This window comes from Klebsiella sp. RC2 (assembly GCF_014192815.1).
Taxonomy (GTDB): domain Bacteria; phylum Pseudomonadota; class Gammaproteobacteria; order Enterobacterales; family Enterobacteriaceae; genus Klebsiella; species Klebsiella variicola.
In genome coordinates this window covers 299,248-318,672 of record NZ_JACHYL010000006.1, presented here as the reverse complement: position 1 = coordinate 318,672, position 19,425 = coordinate 299,248, and the positions used below count along the sequence as shown (strand labels likewise).

Sequence of the window (19,425 nt, the reverse complement as noted above, 5' to 3'; positions counted from 1 at the left end):
GTATGGAGTCGGTAACTCTATCGTTACCTGAAGCTTATGACCTGGCGCTGGAGGTACTCAGCGCCAATGGATTTAGCGCCGACCACGCGGCGGCGATTGCCCGCAATGTGACCGCCGGGGAACGCGATGGCTGCGCTTCCCACGGCCTGTGGCGGCTGTTGGGCATTGTCGATACCCTGCGCAAAGGTAAGGTATCGCCCGATGCCGAGCCGCAGATCCATGACCAGGCGCCGGCGATTGCGCGGGCGGACGCCGGGGGCGCTTTTTCACTGCTGGCCTACGAGCGCGCGCTGCCGCTGCTGCTGGAGAAGGCGCGGCAAAACGGCATTGCGGCGCTGGCGATTAACCGCTGCGTCCATTTTTCCGCGCTGTTTGCCGATATTGAGCCGTTGACCGAGGCAGGGCTGGTGGGGCTGGCCTGCACGCCAAGCCACGCCTGGGTCGCCCCGGCGGGCGGCACGCGTCCGCTGTTCGGCACCAACCCTATTGCCTTTGGCTGGCCGCGGCGGGATAAGCCGCCGTTTATTGTTGATATGGCGACCAGCGCCGCGGCGCGCGGTGAGATCCAGCTGTATCAGCGTGCTGGCAAAGCGCTACCGGAAGGCTGGGGAATCGACAGTCAGGGACAGCCAACGACCGATGCCGCGGAGGTGCTGAACGGCGCGATGTTAACCTTTGGCGGGCATAAGGGCTCGGCGCTGGCGGCAATGGTTGAGCTGCTGGCCGGGCCACTTATCGGCGATATGACCAGCGCCGAATCGCTGGCGTGGGATAACGGCGCGGGTGGGCTCCCCTACGGCGGCGAGCTTATCCTGGCGCTGGATCCGCAGCGCTTTCTCGGCGCGCAGGCACAAGAGCAGCTGGCGCGCGCCGAAACGCTGTTCAATGCGATGCAGGATCAGGGGGCGCGGCTGCCGGGCGAGCGGCGTTTCGCCTGCCGTCAGCAGAGTGAGCAGCAGGGGGTTACCATCAGCCGTTCATTGCATGATGAGATTTGCGCCTTGCGGCCATAGTAAAGCGCGGAGCGCGGCGGGCCGACCATCAGAGCGACAGGCGCATGGCGCAGCGCGACTCGGGCGGCAGGCCGTGCCGGGTCTCCTGTTCCCTTTTTGCCGCCAGTCCGGCAGGCAGGGTCAGCTCATCGAGCATGGTGAATCCCAGACGGGTATAAAACGGCGCATTCCACGGCACCTCGCGGAAGGTGGTGAGGGTTACCGCCGGATAGCCCATCTGCTGTGCGCCCTCAATAACCTGCTTCAGCAGCATCCGGCCGATGCCCTGATGCTGCCAGTTCTGATGGACGGCGACTTCGACGATAAATAACGCATCGTCGAGCGGTTCGGTCAGAATAAAGCCAATCGGCTGCCCGGCGGCTTCCGCCAGCAGGCTATGCTCTGTTTCCAGATAATCATGATGACGCGCAACGCTAATCACCTCACTGTCCGCCAGCCAGGCGAGAGAGGGGATCTGGCGAAATGCCTGGGCGGCAGAACGTTCAATGGCGGGCAGAAGGGCGATATCGCTCTCCTGAGTCAGGCGTAATACGGCACCGGCAGTTATAGTGTTAGTTTTCATCACCTCAGCATAGCAGCCTTCGGGAGAAAAGTATGGAGCTGACCGCCGTTCCCGCCACGCAGTTCAGCAGCGTGCAGTTAACGGATATTCTCAACGCCTGTTTTGAAGCCTATCTGGTGCCTGTTACCCAGTCGGTGGCGGGATTTGCACAGCGTTTTAGCGCCGAAGGAATGAGCCTGATCGATTCCCGCGTCTGGCTGGCCGGAGATGAACCGGCGGCGATCGCGATTGTCGCCCGCCGGGGAAGTGCCGCTCGCCTGGCGGCCTTTGCCCTGCGCCCGGCCTGGCGCGGCAAAGGCCTGGGCCGGGAACTGATGCAAGATCTGCTAATGCTCCTGCAACAACAGGGGGTTGAGACGGTATCTCTGGAGGTGATCCGCGATAACCATGCGGCCGTCGCGCTATATCAGACGCTGGGCTTTACGCGGCGCTATGGGCTCTGCGGCTACCTGAGCACAGCGCCTCTGGCTGCGACATCGAAGGTGTTACAGCTTTATCCCACCCTGGCCCTGCTACGGCGCGTCATTGACGAGAGTAACAGTCAGCTCCCCTGGCTGCTGGATCCGCTCACCTTCGCCACCCTGCCATGTCAGGTCGTGACGCTGGAACAGCGCGCCTTCGCGGTTCTAACGACGGCGGGCTCACGGCCTGTACTGCAATTTTTGTGGGTGGAGCCCGCCGCCCGCCGTCAGGGGCTGGCGCGTGAGCTGCTGGTGACGCTGGCGCAGCAGTTCCCGGGTGTGGGGACTTCGGTGACGGTCCCGGAAACGTTTACACCGCTGTTTGCCGCGGCGGGATATGCGCCGCTATCGCTGCAGCAGTATGAAATGACGATGGATCTGGCCGACGCGAAGTCGGCTTAGCCGGGAGTGTGCGCTGGACCGCAAAAAACAGCACGGGCCGTCGATAAGCCTCTCTTTTGCCGCATCATATCCCTTCGTAATGGCAATGATGGGGGATGCGATGCGTAAAACGGAACTGTTGGCTTTTCTGCAAAATCAGACCGATTTTTTTGATCCGGATAACCTGAGCGAGGTCTTCACCGCTGGCTACCTGGCCCGGCGTTTTGCGATGCAAAGAAATACCGCCAGCCACTATCTGAATCAGTTGGTGGCCCAGGATGTGCTGGTGAAGATCAATACTCGACCAGTCTATTTCCTGCATAAAGCCGCCTTCTGCCAGCAGTTTTTCCCTCTTTCCCGCAGCGAGTACGCCAGCATGGCGGAACTGCTCGCAGAGAGCGACCGGCAGCCGGAGCAGGCGGATCATTTCTCATTGCTGACCGGCCATGACGGTAGCCTGCGCAAGCCTATCGAACAGATGAAAACCGCGCTGTTTTATCCCAACGGTGGGCTTCCGCTGCTGATCGTTGGCGACAGCGGAACTGGCAAGAGCTATATGGCGGAGCTGATGCATGAGTTTGCTATCGCCCAGGGGCTGCTGCCGCCCGATGCGCCTTTTGTCAGCTTTAACTGCGCCCAGTATGCCAGCAACCCGGAGCTGTTGGCCGCCAACCTGTTTGGTTACGTCAAAGGCGCGTTTACCGGCGCGCAGAGCGATAAAGCCGGGGCGTTTGAAGCGGCAAACGGCGGCGTGCTGTTTCTCGACGAAGTCCACCGCCTGGATGCGCAGGGGCAGGAGAAGCTGTTCACATGGCTGGACCGTAAGGAGATCTATCGGGTGGGGGAAACGGCGCAGGGGATGCCGATTTCGCTGAGGCTGGTGTTTGCCACCACCGAAGATATTCACAGCACGTTTCTGACCACCTTTATTCGTCGTATCCCGATCCTCGTTAGCCTGCCTGATTTACAGACCCGCAGCCGCCACGAAAAAGACGCGCTCACGCTGCAGTTTTTCTGGCAGGAGGCGCGCACGTTGGCTACCCGGCTGCAGCTGACGCCCCGGCTGCTACAGGTGCTGACGCACTATGTTTATCGCGGTAACGTCGGTGAGCTGAAGAATGTGGTGAAATACACCGTGGCGTCGGCCTGGGCCAGGTGTCCGGGCAGCGAGATGCTTACCGTGACGCTGCACGATCTGCCGGAAAATATCATGGCTGCGACGCCAGCGCTCAGTGAAGCGATGGGCCAGCAGGAGCCGCTGCTTATCGAGCCGCAGACCAGCCTGGTCTGGCTGCTGCGCGCGCGCGACCCGATTCAGGGGCTGATTTATGATACTCAGTGCCGCGTTCTCGCGCTGTATGAGGCGGTGCAGAGTAAAAAAACGCTCTGGGATGAGGCGCAAAAAAGCATGGGCGAGGAGATTGAAACCCTCTTCGATCGGCTGATTTTCGATAATCACGATGCCAATAGTTCGCATATGCTGCTACTGATAACGCATCAGGTGCGGGAGGAGTTTTATCGCCTTGAAAAGCGCTTCAATATCCAGTTTAACGGCAACTGTATCTACGCTTTAAGCCACTACCTGATACATCGTTCCCGGCAGGGGCCGTCCACGATGAGCAACGAGAAAAGCCGCCTGCTGGAGGATTTTCTGGCGCAGAAATATCCGCTGCTGTATCGCTTTTGCGAAGAGATCCTCGCTGCGCTGGCGCTGAAGCTGGACATTGAACCCCGGCGCATTGACCTGCTGCTGCTGGTGCTGTGGTTACATAAAAATGGCGCCATCAGCCAGCAGCAGGTGACCCGGGCAATTATCCTCGCCCACGGTTACGCCACCGCCAGCAGCATCGCCAACGTGGCGAACCGGTTGCTGAAAAGCCAGCTGTTTGAGTCATTCGATATGCCGCTCGACGTGACGCCGGAGGCTATTGCTAACCAGGTGATGGCCTATATTGAGAGCCACGCTCTGGCGTCAGGGTTGATCATTCTGGTCGATATGGGATCGCTGAACGCCATTCATCGCCATTTTAATCGTCGGCTGAGTACGCCGATGGCGATAATTAATAACGTCTCGACCGGGATGGCGATGTACGTTGGGGAGCGTATTTTGCAGGGCGTTATGCTGGAAGATATCGTCCGCGACATCGGCGATGACCTTGCGGTTGAGCACCAGCTCTATTACCCGCAAACCGATAAACCGCGGGCGATTCTTACGACCTGCGCGACCGGTCTGGGCGCGGCAGCGAATCTGTCGGCGCTGTTAAAAGCCAGCATTCCTGAAGCGCTGGGGATCGATATTGTGGCCTGTGATGTGGAAACGCTCGCCGATCCCGCGCGGCGGCAACCGATGCTCAGCCGCTATGAGGTGTTGGCGATCGTCGGTACCCTGGATCCGCAGCTTGCCGATCTGCCGTGGATCTCGCTGGATTCGCTGATTTCCGGCCAGGGCAGCCGCCCGCTGATGCGTATCTTCGGCGAGCTGACCTCCTCTGAACAAGTCAGCGAGATCAATAACCTGATCCTGAAAAATTTCTCGCTGCGCCGGGTGATCGAGTCGGTGACGATCCTCGATACCGCAAAGGTCATCAATCAGGTCGAGCAGTTTTTACTGCGCTATGAGCATCTGGCCGGCTGCGACGTGCCCAACGATCGCAAGGTGGCGCTGTATGTGCATATCAGCTGTCTGATAGAGCGCCTGATCCGCAACGCGTCGCCATCCCATTATTCCGGAAGGCAGTGTCCGCAGAGCGAGCTGGCGACGCTCCGCGAGGCTTTTAGTGTCATAGAGAGCGGGTATAGTGTCAAAATCCCCGTCGTCGAGCTCTGCTACATTCATGATATCCTTACGCGGGAAACGGAATTTATTCAGGAAGATCAAGAGTTTTAGTTCCCTCAGTCCGTTCGTCTTTGCGCTAACCAGCGCGCCACTGTTTCTGGCACGCCGGTTGCAATTAAGAAAGCAGTGGAATGCGCTTTCGAGGTAAGGATGAAACGACACTATATTTTTGCCAGCCATGGCACCTTTGCTAACGGTTTGCTGAACTCCGTGGAGCTAATCCTCGGTAAACAGCCGGATATTCATACCCTGTGCGCCTATGTAGAAGAGGAGTCCGATCTCACGCAGCAGGTGGAGGCGCTACTGGCGCGTTTCCCGGCACAGGATGAGCTGATAGTGATTACGGATATTTTCGCCGGTAGTGTGAATAACGAGTTTGTGCGTTTTTTATCACGCCCACACTTCCATTTATTATCCGGTTTAAATCTGCCGTTAATTATTGACTTGCTGATTTCCGCAGCGGAAGAGAATACTGAAAAATTAATTACCGAAGCATTAACCAGCGCCAAAGAGAGCATTCAGTACTGCAATCAAACGATTGCCAGTGCGATGACTATGGATAAAGACTTCTGAAATGAGGAAGCATGATGATTACGTTATTAAGGGTAGACCATCGATTACTTCACGGCCAGGTGGCCTTTTCCTGGACCCAATATGTCGGCGCCGATTGCATTTTGATCGCCAACGACAGTGTCCCTGAAGATGAACTGCGGAAAACCACCATTAAGCTTGCCAAACCGCCCTCGGTAAAACTGGTGATTAAAAATATCAATGATGCTATTGAGGCGATAAAAAGTGGGGTGACCGATAAATATAATTTATTTATTGTCGTGGAATCGGTCAATGACGCCTGGCGTATTGCCTGCGCTATCGGGGAAATAAAAAGCATAAATCTCGGCGGAATTAAGGCTAAAGAGGGCAGTAAAAATATCTCTAAGGCGATTAATTTACTGCCGACAGAAATAGAGCAGCTACAACAACTGGTGGGGAAGGGCGTCGAGGTGGAGATTCGCCAGGTCCCGAACGATCGCAAACAGCTTTTTACGGAATGCGTGTAATTCCGGAGGACAGATTATGGTAGAGGCTCTCTTACTGGGTCTGGTGGCGTTTATCGCGCAATCGGAATATGCCTTAGGGACGTCGCTGATTTCCCGGCCTATCGTCACCGGGCTGCTGACCGGACTGGTGCTGGGGGATGTACAGACCGGCGTCATTATGGGCGCGACGCTGGAGCTGGCGTTTATCGGCTCTTTCTCCGTTGGTGCCTCGATCCCGCCCGACGTGGTGACGGGCGGTATTCTCGGCGTGGCGTTCGCCATCACCTCCGGCGCGGGCACGGAAACGGCGCTGTTGCTCGGCCTGCCTATCGCCACCCTGACCCTGATCCTGAAAAACGTTTATCTGGGGATGTTTATCCCGATGCTCAGCCAGAAGGCGGACGGGTATGCGGAACGGGCGGATACGCGGGGCATTGAGCGGATGCATCTGATTGCCGGCTTCGGGCTGTCGCTGATGCTGGCCACGGTGGTGACCGTTTCATTCCTGGTGGGCAGCAACGCGGTGAAATCCCTGCTCGATACCATCCCGGAATTTATCAAACACGGGCTCAGCGTCGCCACCGGCATGATCCCGGCGCTCGGCTTCGCGATGCTTGCCAGGTTGCTGATTAACAAGAAAGTTGCGCCGTACTTTTTCCTCGGCTTTGTGCTAATGGCTTATTTGAAAATCCCGGTGACCGGCATCGCCATTCTCGGCGCCATCGTGGCGGTGGTCATGGTTAACGTCACCGCGTTGAATTCACCTCGTACGACGACAGAACAAGGAGTCAGCGATGACGACGAAGACGATTTCTGAAGAGACCCTGCAACCGCAGGAGCAGGAAGAAACCCGGATTACGCCACGAGATTTACGCCGGGTGTTCTGGCGCTCCTTCCAGATGGAGTTCTCGTGGAACTATGAGCGGCAGATGAATCTCGCCTTTGTTTACGCGCTGATTCCGGTGCTGAAAAAGCTCTATCCGCGCAAAGAGGAGCTAGCCAGGGCGCTGAAACGTCATCTGGTGTTTTTCAATACCACGCCGCATATCGTCACCCTGCTGCTGGGGATCACCACGGCGATGGAGGAGAAAAACAGCCAGCAGAAAAACATGGATGCCACTGCGATTGATAACGTCAAAGCCTCGCTGATGGGGCCGCTGGCCGGGCTGGGGGACTCTTTCTTCTGGGGGACGCTGCGCCTGATCGCCACCGGGATCGGCACCAGCCTGGCGCTGAAGGGCAACATCCTCGGGCCGATCCTGTTTCTGCTGGTGTTTAACGTGCCGCACATTCTGGTGCGCTGGTGCTTTACCCGCTGGGGCTACGTGCTGGGAACCGGGGTCCTGCAGCGGATCCAGAAGAGCGGAATGATGGAGAGCCTGACCTACGGAGCGTCGATTATCGGCCTGATGGTGGTCGGGGCGATGACCGCCTCAATGATCGATATCACCATCCCTCTCTCCTTTGGTGCCGGAGAAGCCAAAACTCAGGTGCAGGACATTATCAATGACATTCTGCCCTGCATGCTGCCGCTGGTGAGTTTTGGCATCGTCTACTGGCTGCTGGGACGGAAAGTTAAACCGCTCTCAATTATTGGCGGCATGGCGCTGGTAGGCATTCTGGGTTCGTGGATCGGATTGTTTTAACGGGAGTGAGCTATGCGACCAACAATGATGACCTATATCCGTGAAGAGCCGGCCTGCCTGGCGCAGATCCTGCGTGGCTACCGGCAAAAGCTGGCGGCGATTGAGACCTTTTCCCGCCAGCACCCGGTACGCCGAATTTTGCTGCTGGCGACCGGATCGTCGCTGAATGCCGCGCTGTGCGCGCGCTATTTCTTTGAACAACGCTTCGGTGTGCTGGTTGACATTAAAGAGCCGTACAACTTTACCCATTACGAAGCGATCGACCCGCATACCGATCTGGTGGTGGCGATTTCACAGAGCGGGAAAAGCGCGTCAACGCTGGAGGCGATGCGTAAGGTACAGGCCTTAGGATTGCCGGTATTTGCCCTGACCTCCGACCCGCAAAGCCCGATAGCCCGCGCTTGCGATGGCGTTCTGGATATCAATACCGGGATCGAGAGCGTAGGGTTTGTGACCCGTGGTTTTAGCGCGACGGTGCTGAATCTGTTGCTGATAGCGCTGATCATTGCTCGTCAGCAGGGGAAAGTCAGCGAGGTCGAGGAGCAGCACTATCTCGCTGAATTCCAGCGGCTGCTTGCGGCGATCCCGGATGTTATCGCCCGCACCTCGCGCTTTATCGACCGGTATAGCGAAACGCTGCGGAGCGGGGAGCGCTTTGTCGCCACCGGCTACGGTGCGCTGGTTGGCGTGGCGAAGGAATTTGAAACCAAATTTACTGAAACGGTGCGCGTGCCTTCCAGCGGCTTTGAGCTGGAAGCCTATATGCACGGTCCCTATCTGGAAGCCAACGCCCGCCATGTGATGCTGTTTATTGAAGATGCGCCGGATGCGCGAACCCGGGCGCTGCGGGACTATATGGCGCCGTCCATTGCCCGGGCTTTTACGCTAACGCTGAGCGATGCCGAGGATGCGCAGACGCTGGCGCTAAACTGTCCGTGCGAGCATCACCTGGCGCCGCTGTTGCTGATTGTTCCCGTCCAGATGCTGGCCTGGCATACCGCCGGACTGAAAGGCATCGATCTGGCTAAACGTATTTTTGACGATTTTGACCGCGTATTAAAAAGTAAAATCTGAATATTCAGGAGAAAACTATGTTGGGTTTTAATCAGGACGAGTACCTGACCAGTGCTCGCGAGATCATCGCTGCGCGTAAACAGGCTGAAACCGTGGCCGATGATATTTATGACAGCGGCTGCAGCGCATTATTTTTTGCCTCGGTAGGCGGTTCTCTGGCACCGATGATGGCCATTAATGAGTTTGCCAAAGAATTAACCAGTGTGCCGGTATATCTTGAGCAGGCGGCCGAATTAATTCATCGCGGACATAAAAAATTAAATAAAGATGCAGTTGTCGTTACGTTATCTAAATCCGGTGATACCAAAGAGTCGGTGGCTATTGCCGAGTGGTGCAAGGCGCAGGGGATCCGCGTGGTGGCTATTACCCGTCATGCCGACTCGCCATTGGCCGCCGCCGCCAGCTGGCATATTCCGATGTGCCACAAGAACGGTGTGGAATATGAATATATGCTGCTGTACTGGTTATTCTTCCGCGTTATTTATCGTCACGGCGAGTTTGAAAATTATGCGCGATTTGCCAGTCAGCTCGAATTACTGCCGGAAAATCTCCTGCAGGCCAAACGCCAGTTCGATCTCCAGGCGGATAGCATTGCCGCACAATACCACGACTGCGACTATATGATGTGGATTGGCGGCGCGGAAATGTGGGGCGAGGTCTACCTGTTCTCAATGTGTATTCTCGAAGAGATGCAGTGGAAGCGGACGAAATCCGTGAGCTCGGCTGAATTTTTCCACGGCACCCTGGAGCTGCTGGAAAAAGAGGTCCCGCTGTTTCTGGTGAAAGGTGAGGGGAAATGCCGGGCGCTGGACGAGCGCGTCGAACGCTTTGCCGAAAAGATAACTGACCATCTGGTGGTAATCGACCCGCGCGACTATCCGCTGAACGGCATTGATGACGCGTTCCGCTGGATTATGGCGCCGTGCGTGGTGTCCACCCTGCTGGTGGATCGGCTGGCGGCCCACTTTGAACACCATACCGGCCACGACCTCAATATCCGCCGTTACTACCGTCAGTTTGATTACTAAGCCATATTGATGGCGGCCAGCCGGGCTGGCCGCCATGCTATTCTCCGAGGCGCTTCCCAGAAAATTATCGTCAAATCCATTCGGGTAAAAACCGGTGGTAGAGTCCGGCTTTCCTTCTCTTTCAGGCAAGCGGATGGCCATGAAAAAACGGATGACCTCGACGCCGCACGATGCGGTCTTTAAACGATTTCTTCGCCACCCGGAGACGGCGAATGATTTCCTCGCCCTCTACCTTCCCGAAGCGATCCGCCAGCAGTGCGATTTCGCTACCCTGAGACTGCAATCGGCGAGCTTTATCGATGAGGATCTGCGCGCCTGGTATTCGGACGTCCTCTGGTCGGTGCAAACTACCTGCGGTGCGGGGTATGTTTATGTGGTGATAGAGCATCAGAGCTCACCGGATAACCATATGGCGTTTCGCCTGATGCGCTATGCGATTGCCGCAATGCAGCGCCATCTGGATGCCGGGCACAAAACGCTGCCGTTGGTGGTGCCGATGCTTTTTTATCACGGTGTGACCAGTCCATACCCCTTTTCCCTCAACTGGCTGGATGAATTTGCCGACCCGCAAATGGCGAAGACGCTGTATGGCTGTTCGTTTCCGTTGATCGACGTTACGGTGATGCCGGACGATGACATCGTGCAGCATCGGCGAGTCGCCTTGCTGGAGCTGATGCAAAAACATATTCGCCAGCGCGATCTCAGCGGCATAACGGAGTCGTTGGCGGCCGTTGTGATGCTGGGATACACTAACCGTCGGCAGTTGAGAATGCTGTTTCACTATATGCTGCAGTACGGTAATACGGCCGAGCCGGGCGTGTTTCTCCGCCGGCTGGCCCGCCGTCTGCCACAGTATGAGGAGACACTGATGTCTATCGCGCAAAAGCTTAAGCAGGAAGGTCGGCAAGAAGGTCGACTAGAAGGCCGGGAAGAAGGGCACCAGGAGGGCTTACAGGAAGGAAGCCGCCGTGAGGCGCTGCGCATTGCCGGCAGTATGTTACAAAATGGCCTCGACAAAGAGATGGTACAGAAAATCACCGGACTGTCGGCTGATGAACTACAGCCGCTGTAGGGTTAACGCTCTGCCACGGCAACCGTTGCCCGGCGCGGAAACCCGCCGGGCAGGATGGTTTTAGCCTTCGCTTTTCACCACTTTGATCTCCACCATGCCGATCCCCAGCTGACGTGGGGAGTGACCAAGGATATTGCCCTCGTTGGTGGACTGCGGGTCCGGCGGAGTGATGGTCAGGGTGTTGCTGCGCGACGGGTTGTCGAAATGCAGCGTCGTAGTGGTCACATCATTGGCCAGCGTAAGCACTTGCTCACTTTCACCTACCCGCACCGGGATCGGCTTATTGGCGTTTGGGCCGTAAGCTTTGGCGGTGATCACCAGATCAAATTTTTCCGGTAGTGGCTCTTTATATTCAATCTTCACGTCGTTGCCCAGCTGGGCATTGGACCACCGACCCCAGGACTCGGGACGCGAAATGCCGCTGAACTGCTTGACCTCTTCCGGGGCGCCGGCGACGTTAAACACGAAGCTGTCGGCCTTGTAGCGAATATCGTTGTCGACGACTTTTAGCGTATCGACGTTCCCCTTATAGCGCTCCATATCGATAAGGGTATCCCTGAAAGCGGTTTTGCCTTGCCACTGCGGCTTATCGACGTGCTGAACCTTTTGCTCACCGCCCAGCTGCCCCTGCGAGACGCACCAGTCGGTAGAAAGCGCGAGTTCAGGCGCCCACAGCTGCCCCATTTTATAGCAGCGATCGACCCAGACGAAATTATCCCGCGGCGCGAAATCGGCCAGCTGGAAGCGCAGCGGCGCAGAGTATTCGCTCTCCGGCAGCGGTTCAACGCGCTGGTTTGATACCCTGAGCAGTAGCGGCAGACGGAAATGGCTGCCGGAGAAGGCGATCATGTTCTTCTGCGAATCGATGGTGAAGTTTTTCATCTCTTTCGGGAAGTTCCACAGGCGGATCACGTCCGGTTTCCAGGCCAGGACCTTCTCTTTCATATTCATGAAAATACCGGAGAGCGACTGGCCGGAGAGGCTGCTGCGCCCGAGGCCGATATAGTTATCGCCGCCGAGAATATCGAGCACCGTCGCGCCGTTATCCATGGTATTGCGTTTCACCGCCAGGGTCTCCTGCTGCGGTTTATCGCCGCGCAGGACGAAGAACAGATTGCTGCGATCGTGCTTGTTGAGGTAATCCCAGGCGCTGTTTTTCATGGCCAGGTGATCGGAAGAGACCACGATGACCGTGTTTTTGAAATAGGGTGAGGCTTTAATCTTCTCTATCAGCGCGGCGATATGTTCCTGGCTGCAGCTAACGGCGCTGAAGGAGAGGTTTTTCTTACCGTCTACGTCATAGCGTTTACGCTCACAGGTGCGCGAGATAAAGCCGTCGGGGTGGTGGGTATCCACCGTCAGGGCGAACAGCGAGAAGCGTTTACCGGAGCGCGACAGCTCTTCGAATTTTTTCCACGTCTCATCGAGCACGGTGTCGTCATAGAAGCCCCAGTCGTTGCGATAGGCGGGATCCGCTACCGTAGTTTTGAGCTCTTCCGCCCCGTACAGGTGATCGAAGCCGTGGGATTTGAGAAACACGTCTTTGCCGGCAAAGCGCAGGTTGGCTCCCTGCACAAAATAGTTTTCATAGCCGGAGTTTTTCAGGATATCGCCAAGGCAGATATTCTGGGGAAAGAAGCTGGAGACCGAGGCCGAGGCGTTGCCTTCAAACGGCGCGAACAGCGGAATGCCGCACTGCGAGGCGACCATACCGGCGATGGTGTAATCCGTCCCCGGGAGCTGCATGGTATTGCTGAAATCGAGGCCCTGATCTTTTATTTTACCGAGCTCAGGGGTGAGGTTAGGAAAGGCGTCGTTATCAAAATAGGTACGCTCGAGGCTTTCGCCATAGATATAGACCAGGTTCAGCTGTGGATTGTCGATACGCTTCGACGGCTCTTTGTAGTATGCGGCAAAGTCCGGGTCACCTTCCCGTGACTGCGATTTCACCAGCTCGCTGATCTGATGGAAGGCTGGGCTGGCATCCACTGAGGCCAGCGCCAGCAGCAGCGCCGCCAGGCTGTAACCGACGTGATGAGGATGATGCCGACGGCGGCGCAGCACCCAGCCCAGCGCGCCAAAGACGGCAACCAGCGCGACGCCCACCCCGACGCCCGGCAGAATGTATTTGCCGATCCCGGCGCCAGTCAGGCTGTTGGTCAGGGTATAGAGCACCGCGTCGTTGATGCCGTCGCCTGTAAAGTAGTCGCTGGCGTAGAGGGTGATGTTCAGCACCACGAACAGACCTAACACCGTGAGCGTGGCGGCAAACCACCAGGTGTTACGACCCGCTTTCCAGGCATACAGCACCACCGAAGCTAAAAATAAGGCGATGGATAACAACTCTGACACAGCTCATCCTCATTAGCGCCAGTTGTCGGCTGGCAGAATAGATTACTTTTCACGCCACACTGTAATTGCAGCGCCATCTTGCTGCAATTCTAGCGTCATGAAACTGTGCAGTTATTCAGAATTGGTTTAGATGTTGCCTTTTTTGATCGGTGTCGCATCGGGTGTGGCGGGGAAGCGGAGAGGGAAAAAGGGTAAAAAAACCGTTTCAGGCCGCGCTGCCGTCGCGAAGGCAACAAACGCGGCATGAGCAGTACGTATCAGGAGAGGAAGTTAACGCCCTGTTTTAAGACCAGATCGCAGGCTTTGGTTTTCACCTGTTTCGCCAGCGAGCTGTTGCCAAGCGTATTCAGGTCCAGCTGCTGGCCGTTATTACTGTTGAGCAAGCCCTGCAGGCCATCGAGATAGTTGGTGTCTTGTTTCTGTTTTTCCGGCGTGCTGAGTCCCAGTTTATCCAGCACCTGGTTTTTGACGTTATCGGCGCTGGTCACGGAGGCCAGTTTCTGTTGCGCGCAATATGACAGGATCCCGGCCGCATTATTCATGCTGCTGGCGGTCAGAGACTGGCTGCTGCCGCTGAGCAGGCTGGTTAGCGAGGAGACGGACATGCCGCCGCTGCCAGCCTGGGTGCTGCTGCCGCTAAGCTGGCTGGCGGCGCTGTTAAGAGAATCCTGCCAGGAGGCAGCGTGAGCGCCGGCGAGGGTAAATGCACTGGCGGCAAGAGCGGCAAGTAAGCCATTTTTAAACGATTTCATAGACGGACTCATAAGCGTGACTGAATAATCGCTTTAGTATAACGCCGTCATCGTCCGGAAATCTCTTAATACTCCTTGCCAGTGACGCGGTGCCGGTAACTTTCCCAGTTGAAGATAACCCACAGGCTGTTCCCCAGCCGCATACGGTCCATTACCCGCTCGCCGAGCAGCTTGTTCATCTCTTCCATATTACTGTTGGTGAGCATCCCGGTAGGCCGTTTGGATGAAGAACGACGGTCAACTATCTGATTGATAATGACTTTCTCATAGCGAGACTCCGTCTGCATACCAATTTCATCAATCACTAACAGGTCGACTTTGCTGAGGTCGCTCAGTAACTGCTCTTCGCTCGTTTCCCGGTTGCCAAAGGTATCTTTCATCGCCGACATAATATCGGCCACGGTGATGATTAAGACCGACTTCCCGCGCAGCAGCAGCTCGTTGCAGATGGCTGCCGCCAGGTGATTTTTACCGGTCCCCGGTTTACCGGAGAAGATAAAGCTGGCGATATTGCCATCGAACTCTTCCACATACTGACGTGCGCGGGCGAGGGCGTTCATCTGTCCTTCGCACTCGACGCGGTAGTTATCAAAGGAACAGTTCTGATGCAGCGGGCGGATCCCTGAGCGGTTGAAGGTGCGCTGCATTTTCATCGCGCGATTCTCCCGCTCCAGCGCTTCGGAACGCAGCCGGCCTTGCTCTTTTTGCCAGGCCAGCAGTTCTTCGCCGGTTTTAAACGCCGGTTCGATATGGGCCGGCATCATTTTCTGCAGACGCTTCATCAGGTCGCCCACGTTTTTCATGCTCATCCTCGGAAACCTCGCGGAATATGACTGTCGGGTTCGCTCACGCTGTTCACATCGCGCTTCGGCTGTCCGCCGTTGCTGGCGCGGCTGATTTGCACGCTACGTGCCAGCTTCTGCTGCCACTGCACGTGGTGAAACACTTTACCTTCCGCCTGCCAGTAAGCGACGAAGGCAGCCAGCTCTTCCGGCGTGACTGGCTGGCTCAGGGCAATGCCCCACAGCGCGGCCAGGCGCTGAAAATCGGCGTCCGGCTGCCAGTCGGCGTACATAGCAAATTTGCCCATTGGCACCGCAACTGGCGCCGCGGCGGGCTCCTCGAAAAACTGCGGGTCAAGGGCGATGTCGCTGCCGGGGCGCGCCAGTCTGGCTTCCAGCTCCAGCAGTTGCGCCAGCCGCGCTGGCGTCAGCGCATAGAATGCCGGCGCGTTATTGGCAAAAACGGCAACGGTGCCGTCAGTTGATTTCGCCAGCAGCGCCGCGTGCTGCTGGAGGAACTCTTCCAGGCCGCTAAAATGGGAGGTTAAAATTCGCGAAGACATAACTCTATCTCAACTCTGAACTGCAAAGAGTGGGGTGATCTGCACATAGTAGCACAGAGCCTATCGCGGAAGGAGCGTCGCGGCTGTACCGCGACGCCGGGATCAGACGCGAGGGCGCTTACGATACAGCCACAGACCGGGTATCGACAGGCCAATAGAAAGGGCGCCCACAATAGACGACGCCTTTAAAAAATTGCTCAGCAGCAAAATCATCATCTCTTCAGAATAGCCAAAATGGCTGATCTTTACCGCGGAGATCATCGCGGTATAGGCCGAGATGCCGGGAAACATCGGGATCACGGCGGCGACGGTAAAAATCTTCGGATGCGCCAGATACCAGCGTGACCACTGAATGCCGATGCTGCCCACCAGCAGCGCGGCGAGAAAGGTGGCCCATTCAATGTTAAAACCGGCGCTCATCATGACCATGCGCGAGCCGTGACCGATCGCCCCCAGCAGCGCGCACCAGCGCAAGGCGCGCTGGGGGACATTAAAGACCATGGCAAAACCAACGGCAGGGATTGCCGCCAGCAGCATGTCTTCCGCCAGTGCGAAAATAAACGAGATTATGCCCATCCGCGCAGCCCCCATACGGTCATCGCCATCACCACGCCAATGCAGGTGGCAAGGGTTAACAGGCTGGCGATCGCCCAGCGGGCGAGCCCCGTATTAATATGCCCTTTAAACATATCGGCGACGGCGTTGATCAAAGGAAAACCCGGAACCAGCAGCAGGACGCTGGCGGCCATGGCAATGGTCGGCGTACTGGCAAAGGCCGGGAGGCGCAGCAGCAGCCCGGAGATGGTTGTGGCGACAAAGGCGGTGATGCAGAAGTTGATCTGCGGATGCATGGACCGGTGGGTCAGCACCTGGCGAATGTACATGGCTACCGTACTGGCGCAGAAGCTGACCAGCGCACCGTCCCAGCCGCCGTTATTCAGTTTGCAGAAACAGGCGCAGGAGAGCCCCACCATGATGACCAGCAGCCAGCGCGGATAACGCAAGGGAACGATCTGCGAAAAGCGCTTCTCGACATCGCGATAGTCGAGCAGCTTATGTTCGGCGAGGATCACAATGTGCTGCACTTCCGTTACCACATGCATATTGATGCCGCGGTCGACATTTTTACGCGTTGAGGTGAGACATTCGCCATCTTTAATGGTGGTCAGCACGATGGCATTAGACGAGATGGCGCTTTCGACGCTGTCCATTCCCAGCGCCCGTCCGAGGCGGGTGGATAGCTCTTCCACCAGCGCACTTTCGGCGCCGTGCTGTAACAAAAAAAGACCACACTGGATGCACAATCGTGTGATTGCCCGCTGCTGTGACCGATCAACCTGCATAATTCCTCTGCTGTCCGCGACGTCTGGTTATCTGTCGATACTTTAACCTGAAGCGCCGTAGCGGCTGAGGGGGGCGGGATCAAATAATATGCAAAAATGTCCCGGCTGGCGGGGCGGCAGAATTTGAAGCATCCCACACTTTTGCCAGTTTGGTGAAAAGTGCAATTTTTGCCGCCATTCATCCCTTCTTTTTCCCGTCTGACTTATCAAAAATGCAGGAAAGTACTTTTATTAAACAAAAAATATACAAATAATTAACCCTGCAAGAGTGAGACAACCCTATGAAAACACAGGTCGCGATTATTGGCGCAGGTCCCTCCGGGCTGCTGCTGGGGCAGTTGTTGCACAACGCCGGGATCCATACCGTGATCCTCGAGCGTCAAACGCCACAGTATGTGCTGGGGCGCATCCGCGCGGGAATTCTGGAAAGCGGCACCGTCGATCTGCTACGCGAAGCGGGCGTGGCGCAGCGGATGGATGCCGAAGGCCTGGTGCATCATGGGGTGGAGTTTCTGTTTGATGGCCAGCGGGTACCCGTCGCACTGAGCGAGCTGACTGACGGCAAGAGTGTGATGGTTTATGGCCAGACGGAAGTGACCCGCGATCTGATGGCGGCCCGGGCCGCCAGCGGCGCGCCGATCGTCTATGGCGTGAGCGAGGTGGCTATTCATGACGCGAAAAGCGACCGACCGACGGTCACCTACCTCAGCGAAGGTGAAACCTGCCGCCTGGAGTGCGACTTTATCGCCGGTTGCGACGGTTTTCACGGGGTGTCACGGCAAAGCATTCCCGCTGACATTCTCAAAACCTACGAGAGCGTGTGGCCGTTTGGTTGGTTAGGCCTGCTGGCGGATACGCCGCCGGTCAATCCGGAGCTGATTTATGCACACCATCAGCGGGGGTTTGTATTGTGTAGTCAGCGCTCACTTACGCGCAGCCGCTATTATCTACAGGTTCCGCTGAGCGATAAGGTTGAAGCCTGGTCGGACGAACGTTTCTGGCAGGAGCTGAAAAGCCGCTTGCCGGAGGACCTGGCATCCAGGTTAGTGACTGGTCACTCACTTGAGAAGAGCATTGCCCCGCTGCGCAGTTTCGTGGTGGAGCCGATGCAGTATGGGCGGCTGTTTCTGGTAGGAGATGCGGCGCATATCGTTCCGCCAACCGGCGCCAAAGGGTTAAACCTGGCGGCATCGGATGTTAACTACCTGTGGCGGATCCTGCGTGAATACTATCATCGTGGCCGCAGCGATCTGCTGGCGACCTACTCGCAACTGGCGCTGGATCGGGTGTGGAAAGGGGAACGCTTTAGCTGGTTTATGACTCGCCTGCTGCATGATTTCCCGGACCAGAATGCGTTCGACGCCAAAATGCAGGCCGCCGACCGCCGCTACTACCTTGGCTCCCGCGCCGGGCTGACCACCATCGCGGAAAACTACGTGGGCTTGCCCATGGAACGCGTTACCTGACTAAAGAGGAGTGATTATGCCGCCCATACAAGCCGTCCCCGTATTTAAGCTGTATGGCGAAGAGCGCGGCTGGCCAACGCCGGACCTGCTGCACTGCGAGTCGATTTTGCAGCGTAGCAGTCTGTACGAGTGGCATATTCGCGTTCATCAGCATGCGGAAATGGTCCAGCTCCTCTACCTGCATCAGGGCCGGGCGGAGATCGAAATTGAAGGCGCCACCGCGGTGATGACGGCGTCCTGCATCCAGGTGGTTCCCGCCCTTTGTATTCATGGGTTTCATTTTTCACCCGGGACACAAGGGTATGTGCTCTCCCTGGCGCTGCCGCTGCTGAGCCGGTTTGAAAACCAGTTCGGCCGGCCGCTGGATGTGCTTAGCGTACCGCAGTGCGTGCCGGTAGGCCGTTCCCGGGGGCATATGCATACGCTATTTTCGGCGCTTCGCGAGGAATATTGCGAAGAGCATGATGCCCGGGAGATGATGTTGTACTCGTTGCTGGGGACGCTGCTGGTCTGGCTGAACCGGCAGTGCCGCCCCGCACCGCCCACGGAAGATAAAGCGGAGCGGAAGCGCAGTATGATGCGCCACTTTTCCCGACTTATTGAGAGCCACTATCGGCAGCATCTCCCGCTGGCGGAGTATGCGAAGCTAATTGGGTTGTCGGTCACGCACTTAAATTATTTATGCCGCGAGTTCTATGGCTGTAGCGCGCTGGGGGTATTGCATCAACGCCTGATGCTGGAAGCGCGACGCAATCTGCAGTACACCCGCATGACGGTAACACAACTCTCTGATTACTTAGGGTTTAGTGATGCTGCCTATTTTTCTCGCTTTTTCCGCCGCTATAGCGGGATGTCGCCTAAAGCATTTAGAGAAACAATCAAAGATAATGCTTTATAACTCACGTGCCTGAAATTACTTTTGCTAAATAATAGTTTTATCTTTTCTAATTTATTAGCGCAGGAGCGTCTGTGCTAATATTAATCGCAAGTATACACAGCAATAATATTTACACGGTATGACCACGGTTCGGTCGTTACGTATACCGTGTACGCAGGC

The 19,425-nt window shown here is 56.7% G+C and carries 19 protein-coding genes; 12 read left to right on the top strand and 7 right to left on the bottom strand.

The window, feature by feature from the left end; all coding sequences use genetic code 11:
• Positions 1 to 2: 2 nt before the first annotated feature.
• Positions 3 to 1,013 carry an Ldh family oxidoreductase gene (locus tag FHW76_RS19685; RefSeq protein WP_023322033.1) on the top strand — a complete coding sequence of 337 codons (1,011 nt, stop codon included), beginning with the start codon at positions 3 to 5 and terminating at the stop codon, positions 1,011 to 1,013.
• A 28-nt stretch (positions 1,014 to 1,041) separates the two neighbouring features.
• Here FHW76_RS19685 and FHW76_RS19680 read toward each other — a convergent pair whose 3' ends face one another.
• Positions 1,042 to 1,575: a GNAT family N-acetyltransferase gene (locus tag FHW76_RS19680; protein WP_023297021.1), complete on the bottom strand. Its 534-nt coding sequence runs from the start codon at positions 1,573 to 1,575 to the stop codon at positions 1,042 to 1,044.
• A 32-nt stretch (positions 1,576 to 1,607) separates the two neighbouring features.
• On the opposite strand from FHW76_RS19680, the gene FHW76_RS19675 reads away from it, so the two are divergent.
• The 9 genes from FHW76_RS19675 (at position 1,608) to FHW76_RS19635 (ending at position 11,110) form a co-directional block, all read left to right on the top strand.
• Positions 1,608 to 2,438: a GNAT family N-acetyltransferase gene (locus tag FHW76_RS19675; protein ID WP_060876620.1), complete on the top strand. Its 831-nt coding sequence runs from the start codon at positions 1,608 to 1,610 to the stop codon at positions 2,436 to 2,438.
• 100 nt (positions 2,439 to 2,538) lie between these two features.
• Positions 2,539 to 5,304, top strand: a complete 2,766-nt coding sequence (locus FHW76_RS19670; RefSeq protein WP_110221198.1) for a sigma 54-interacting transcriptional regulator — start codon at positions 2,539 to 2,541, stop codon at positions 5,302 to 5,304.
• A gap of 99 nt (positions 5,305 to 5,403) precedes the next feature.
• On the top strand, positions 5,404 to 5,826 hold the full coding sequence (locus tag FHW76_RS19665) for a PTS sugar transporter subunit IIA (protein ID WP_012542942.1): 423 nt from the start codon (positions 5,404 to 5,406) through the stop codon (positions 5,824 to 5,826).
• A 14-nt stretch (positions 5,827 to 5,840) separates the two neighbouring features.
• Positions 5,841 to 6,311 (top strand): PTS sugar transporter subunit IIB, encoded by a 471-nt coding sequence (locus FHW76_RS19660; protein ID WP_012542941.1) that lies wholly within the window; start codon positions 5,841 to 5,843, stop codon positions 6,309 to 6,311.
• Between the two features lie 16 nt (positions 6,312 to 6,327).
• Positions 6,328 to 7,107 carry a PTS mannose/fructose/sorbose/N-acetylgalactosamine transporter subunit IIC gene (locus FHW76_RS19655; RefSeq protein ID WP_008807552.1) on the top strand — a complete coding sequence of 260 codons (780 nt, stop codon included), beginning with the start codon at positions 6,328 to 6,330 and terminating at the stop codon, positions 7,105 to 7,107.
• Positions 7,085 to 7,936 (top strand): PTS system mannose/fructose/sorbose family transporter subunit IID, encoded by an 852-nt coding sequence (locus tag FHW76_RS19650; RefSeq protein WP_012542940.1) that lies wholly within the window; start codon positions 7,085 to 7,087, stop codon positions 7,934 to 7,936. Before FHW76_RS19655 ends, FHW76_RS19650 begins: the two co-directional genes overlap by 23 nt.
• Before the next feature lie 12 nt (positions 7,937 to 7,948).
• A complete protein-coding gene (locus FHW76_RS19645) occupies positions 7,949 to 9,010 on the top strand; it encodes an SIS domain-containing protein (RefSeq protein ID WP_183476904.1) in 1,062 nt (353 codons plus the stop codon).
• A 17-nt stretch (positions 9,011 to 9,027) separates the two neighbouring features.
• Positions 9,028 to 10,038 (top strand): SIS domain-containing protein, encoded by a 1,011-nt coding sequence (locus FHW76_RS19640; protein ID WP_008807549.1) that lies wholly within the window; start codon positions 9,028 to 9,030, stop codon positions 10,036 to 10,038.
• 133 nt (positions 10,039 to 10,171) lie between these two features.
• Complete coding sequence (locus FHW76_RS19635) at positions 10,172 to 11,110, top strand: Rpn family recombination-promoting nuclease/putative transposase (RefSeq protein ID WP_165451823.1); 939 nt, start codon at positions 10,172 to 10,174, stop codon at positions 11,108 to 11,110.
• A 60-nt stretch (positions 11,111 to 11,170) separates the two neighbouring features.
• Here the strand turns inward: FHW76_RS19635 and opgB are convergent, their stop codons facing one another.
• From opgB to FHW76_RS19605, 6 genes are all read right to left on the bottom strand, one after another.
• Positions 11,171 to 13,462, bottom strand: coding sequence for a phosphatidylglycerol--membrane-oligosaccharide glycerophosphotransferase (gene opgB, locus FHW76_RS19630; protein ID WP_032701158.1), 2,292 nt, complete (start codon positions 13,460 to 13,462; stop codon positions 11,171 to 11,173).
• Between the two features lie 257 nt (positions 13,463 to 13,719).
• A complete protein-coding gene (locus FHW76_RS19625) occupies positions 13,720 to 14,214 on the bottom strand; it encodes a DUF2501 domain-containing protein (RefSeq protein WP_023297029.1) in 495 nt (164 codons plus the stop codon).
• 65 nt (positions 14,215 to 14,279) lie between these two features.
• Positions 14,280 to 15,017, bottom strand: coding sequence for a DNA replication protein DnaC (dnaC, locus tag FHW76_RS19620; RefSeq protein ID WP_008807545.1), 738 nt, complete (start codon positions 15,015 to 15,017; stop codon positions 14,280 to 14,282).
• A 2-nt stretch (positions 15,018 to 15,019) separates the two neighbouring features.
• Entirely contained in the window at positions 15,020 to 15,559 is a 540-nt protein-coding gene (gene dnaT / locus FHW76_RS19615; RefSeq protein ID WP_012968990.1) for a primosomal protein DnaT, read from the bottom strand.
• Between the two features lie 102 nt (positions 15,560 to 15,661).
• On the bottom strand, positions 15,662 to 16,135 hold the full coding sequence (locus FHW76_RS19610) for a threonine/serine exporter (RefSeq protein ID WP_012542936.1): 474 nt from the start codon (positions 16,133 to 16,135) through the stop codon (positions 15,662 to 15,664).
• Entirely contained in the window at positions 16,126 to 16,902 is a 777-nt protein-coding gene (locus tag FHW76_RS19605; protein ID WP_032731593.1) for a threonine/serine exporter ThrE family protein, read from the bottom strand. The genes FHW76_RS19610 and FHW76_RS19605 overlap by 10 nt, the downstream gene beginning before the upstream one ends.
• A 281-nt stretch (positions 16,903 to 17,183) precedes the next feature.
• Between FHW76_RS19605 and pobA the strand changes: the two genes are divergently transcribed.
• Together pobA and FHW76_RS19595 are read left to right on the top strand one after the other, a co-directional pair.
• Complete coding sequence (gene pobA, locus FHW76_RS19600) at positions 17,184 to 18,368, top strand: 4-hydroxybenzoate 3-monooxygenase (RefSeq protein ID WP_022065581.1); 1,185 nt, start codon at positions 17,184 to 17,186, stop codon at positions 18,366 to 18,368.
• Positions 18,369 to 18,384: 16 nt separating this feature from the next.
• Positions 18,385 to 19,266, top strand: a complete 882-nt coding sequence (locus FHW76_RS19595) for a helix-turn-helix domain-containing protein (protein ID WP_023339552.1) — start codon at positions 18,385 to 18,387, stop codon at positions 19,264 to 19,266.
• Positions 19,267 to 19,425 lie beyond the last annotated feature (159 nt).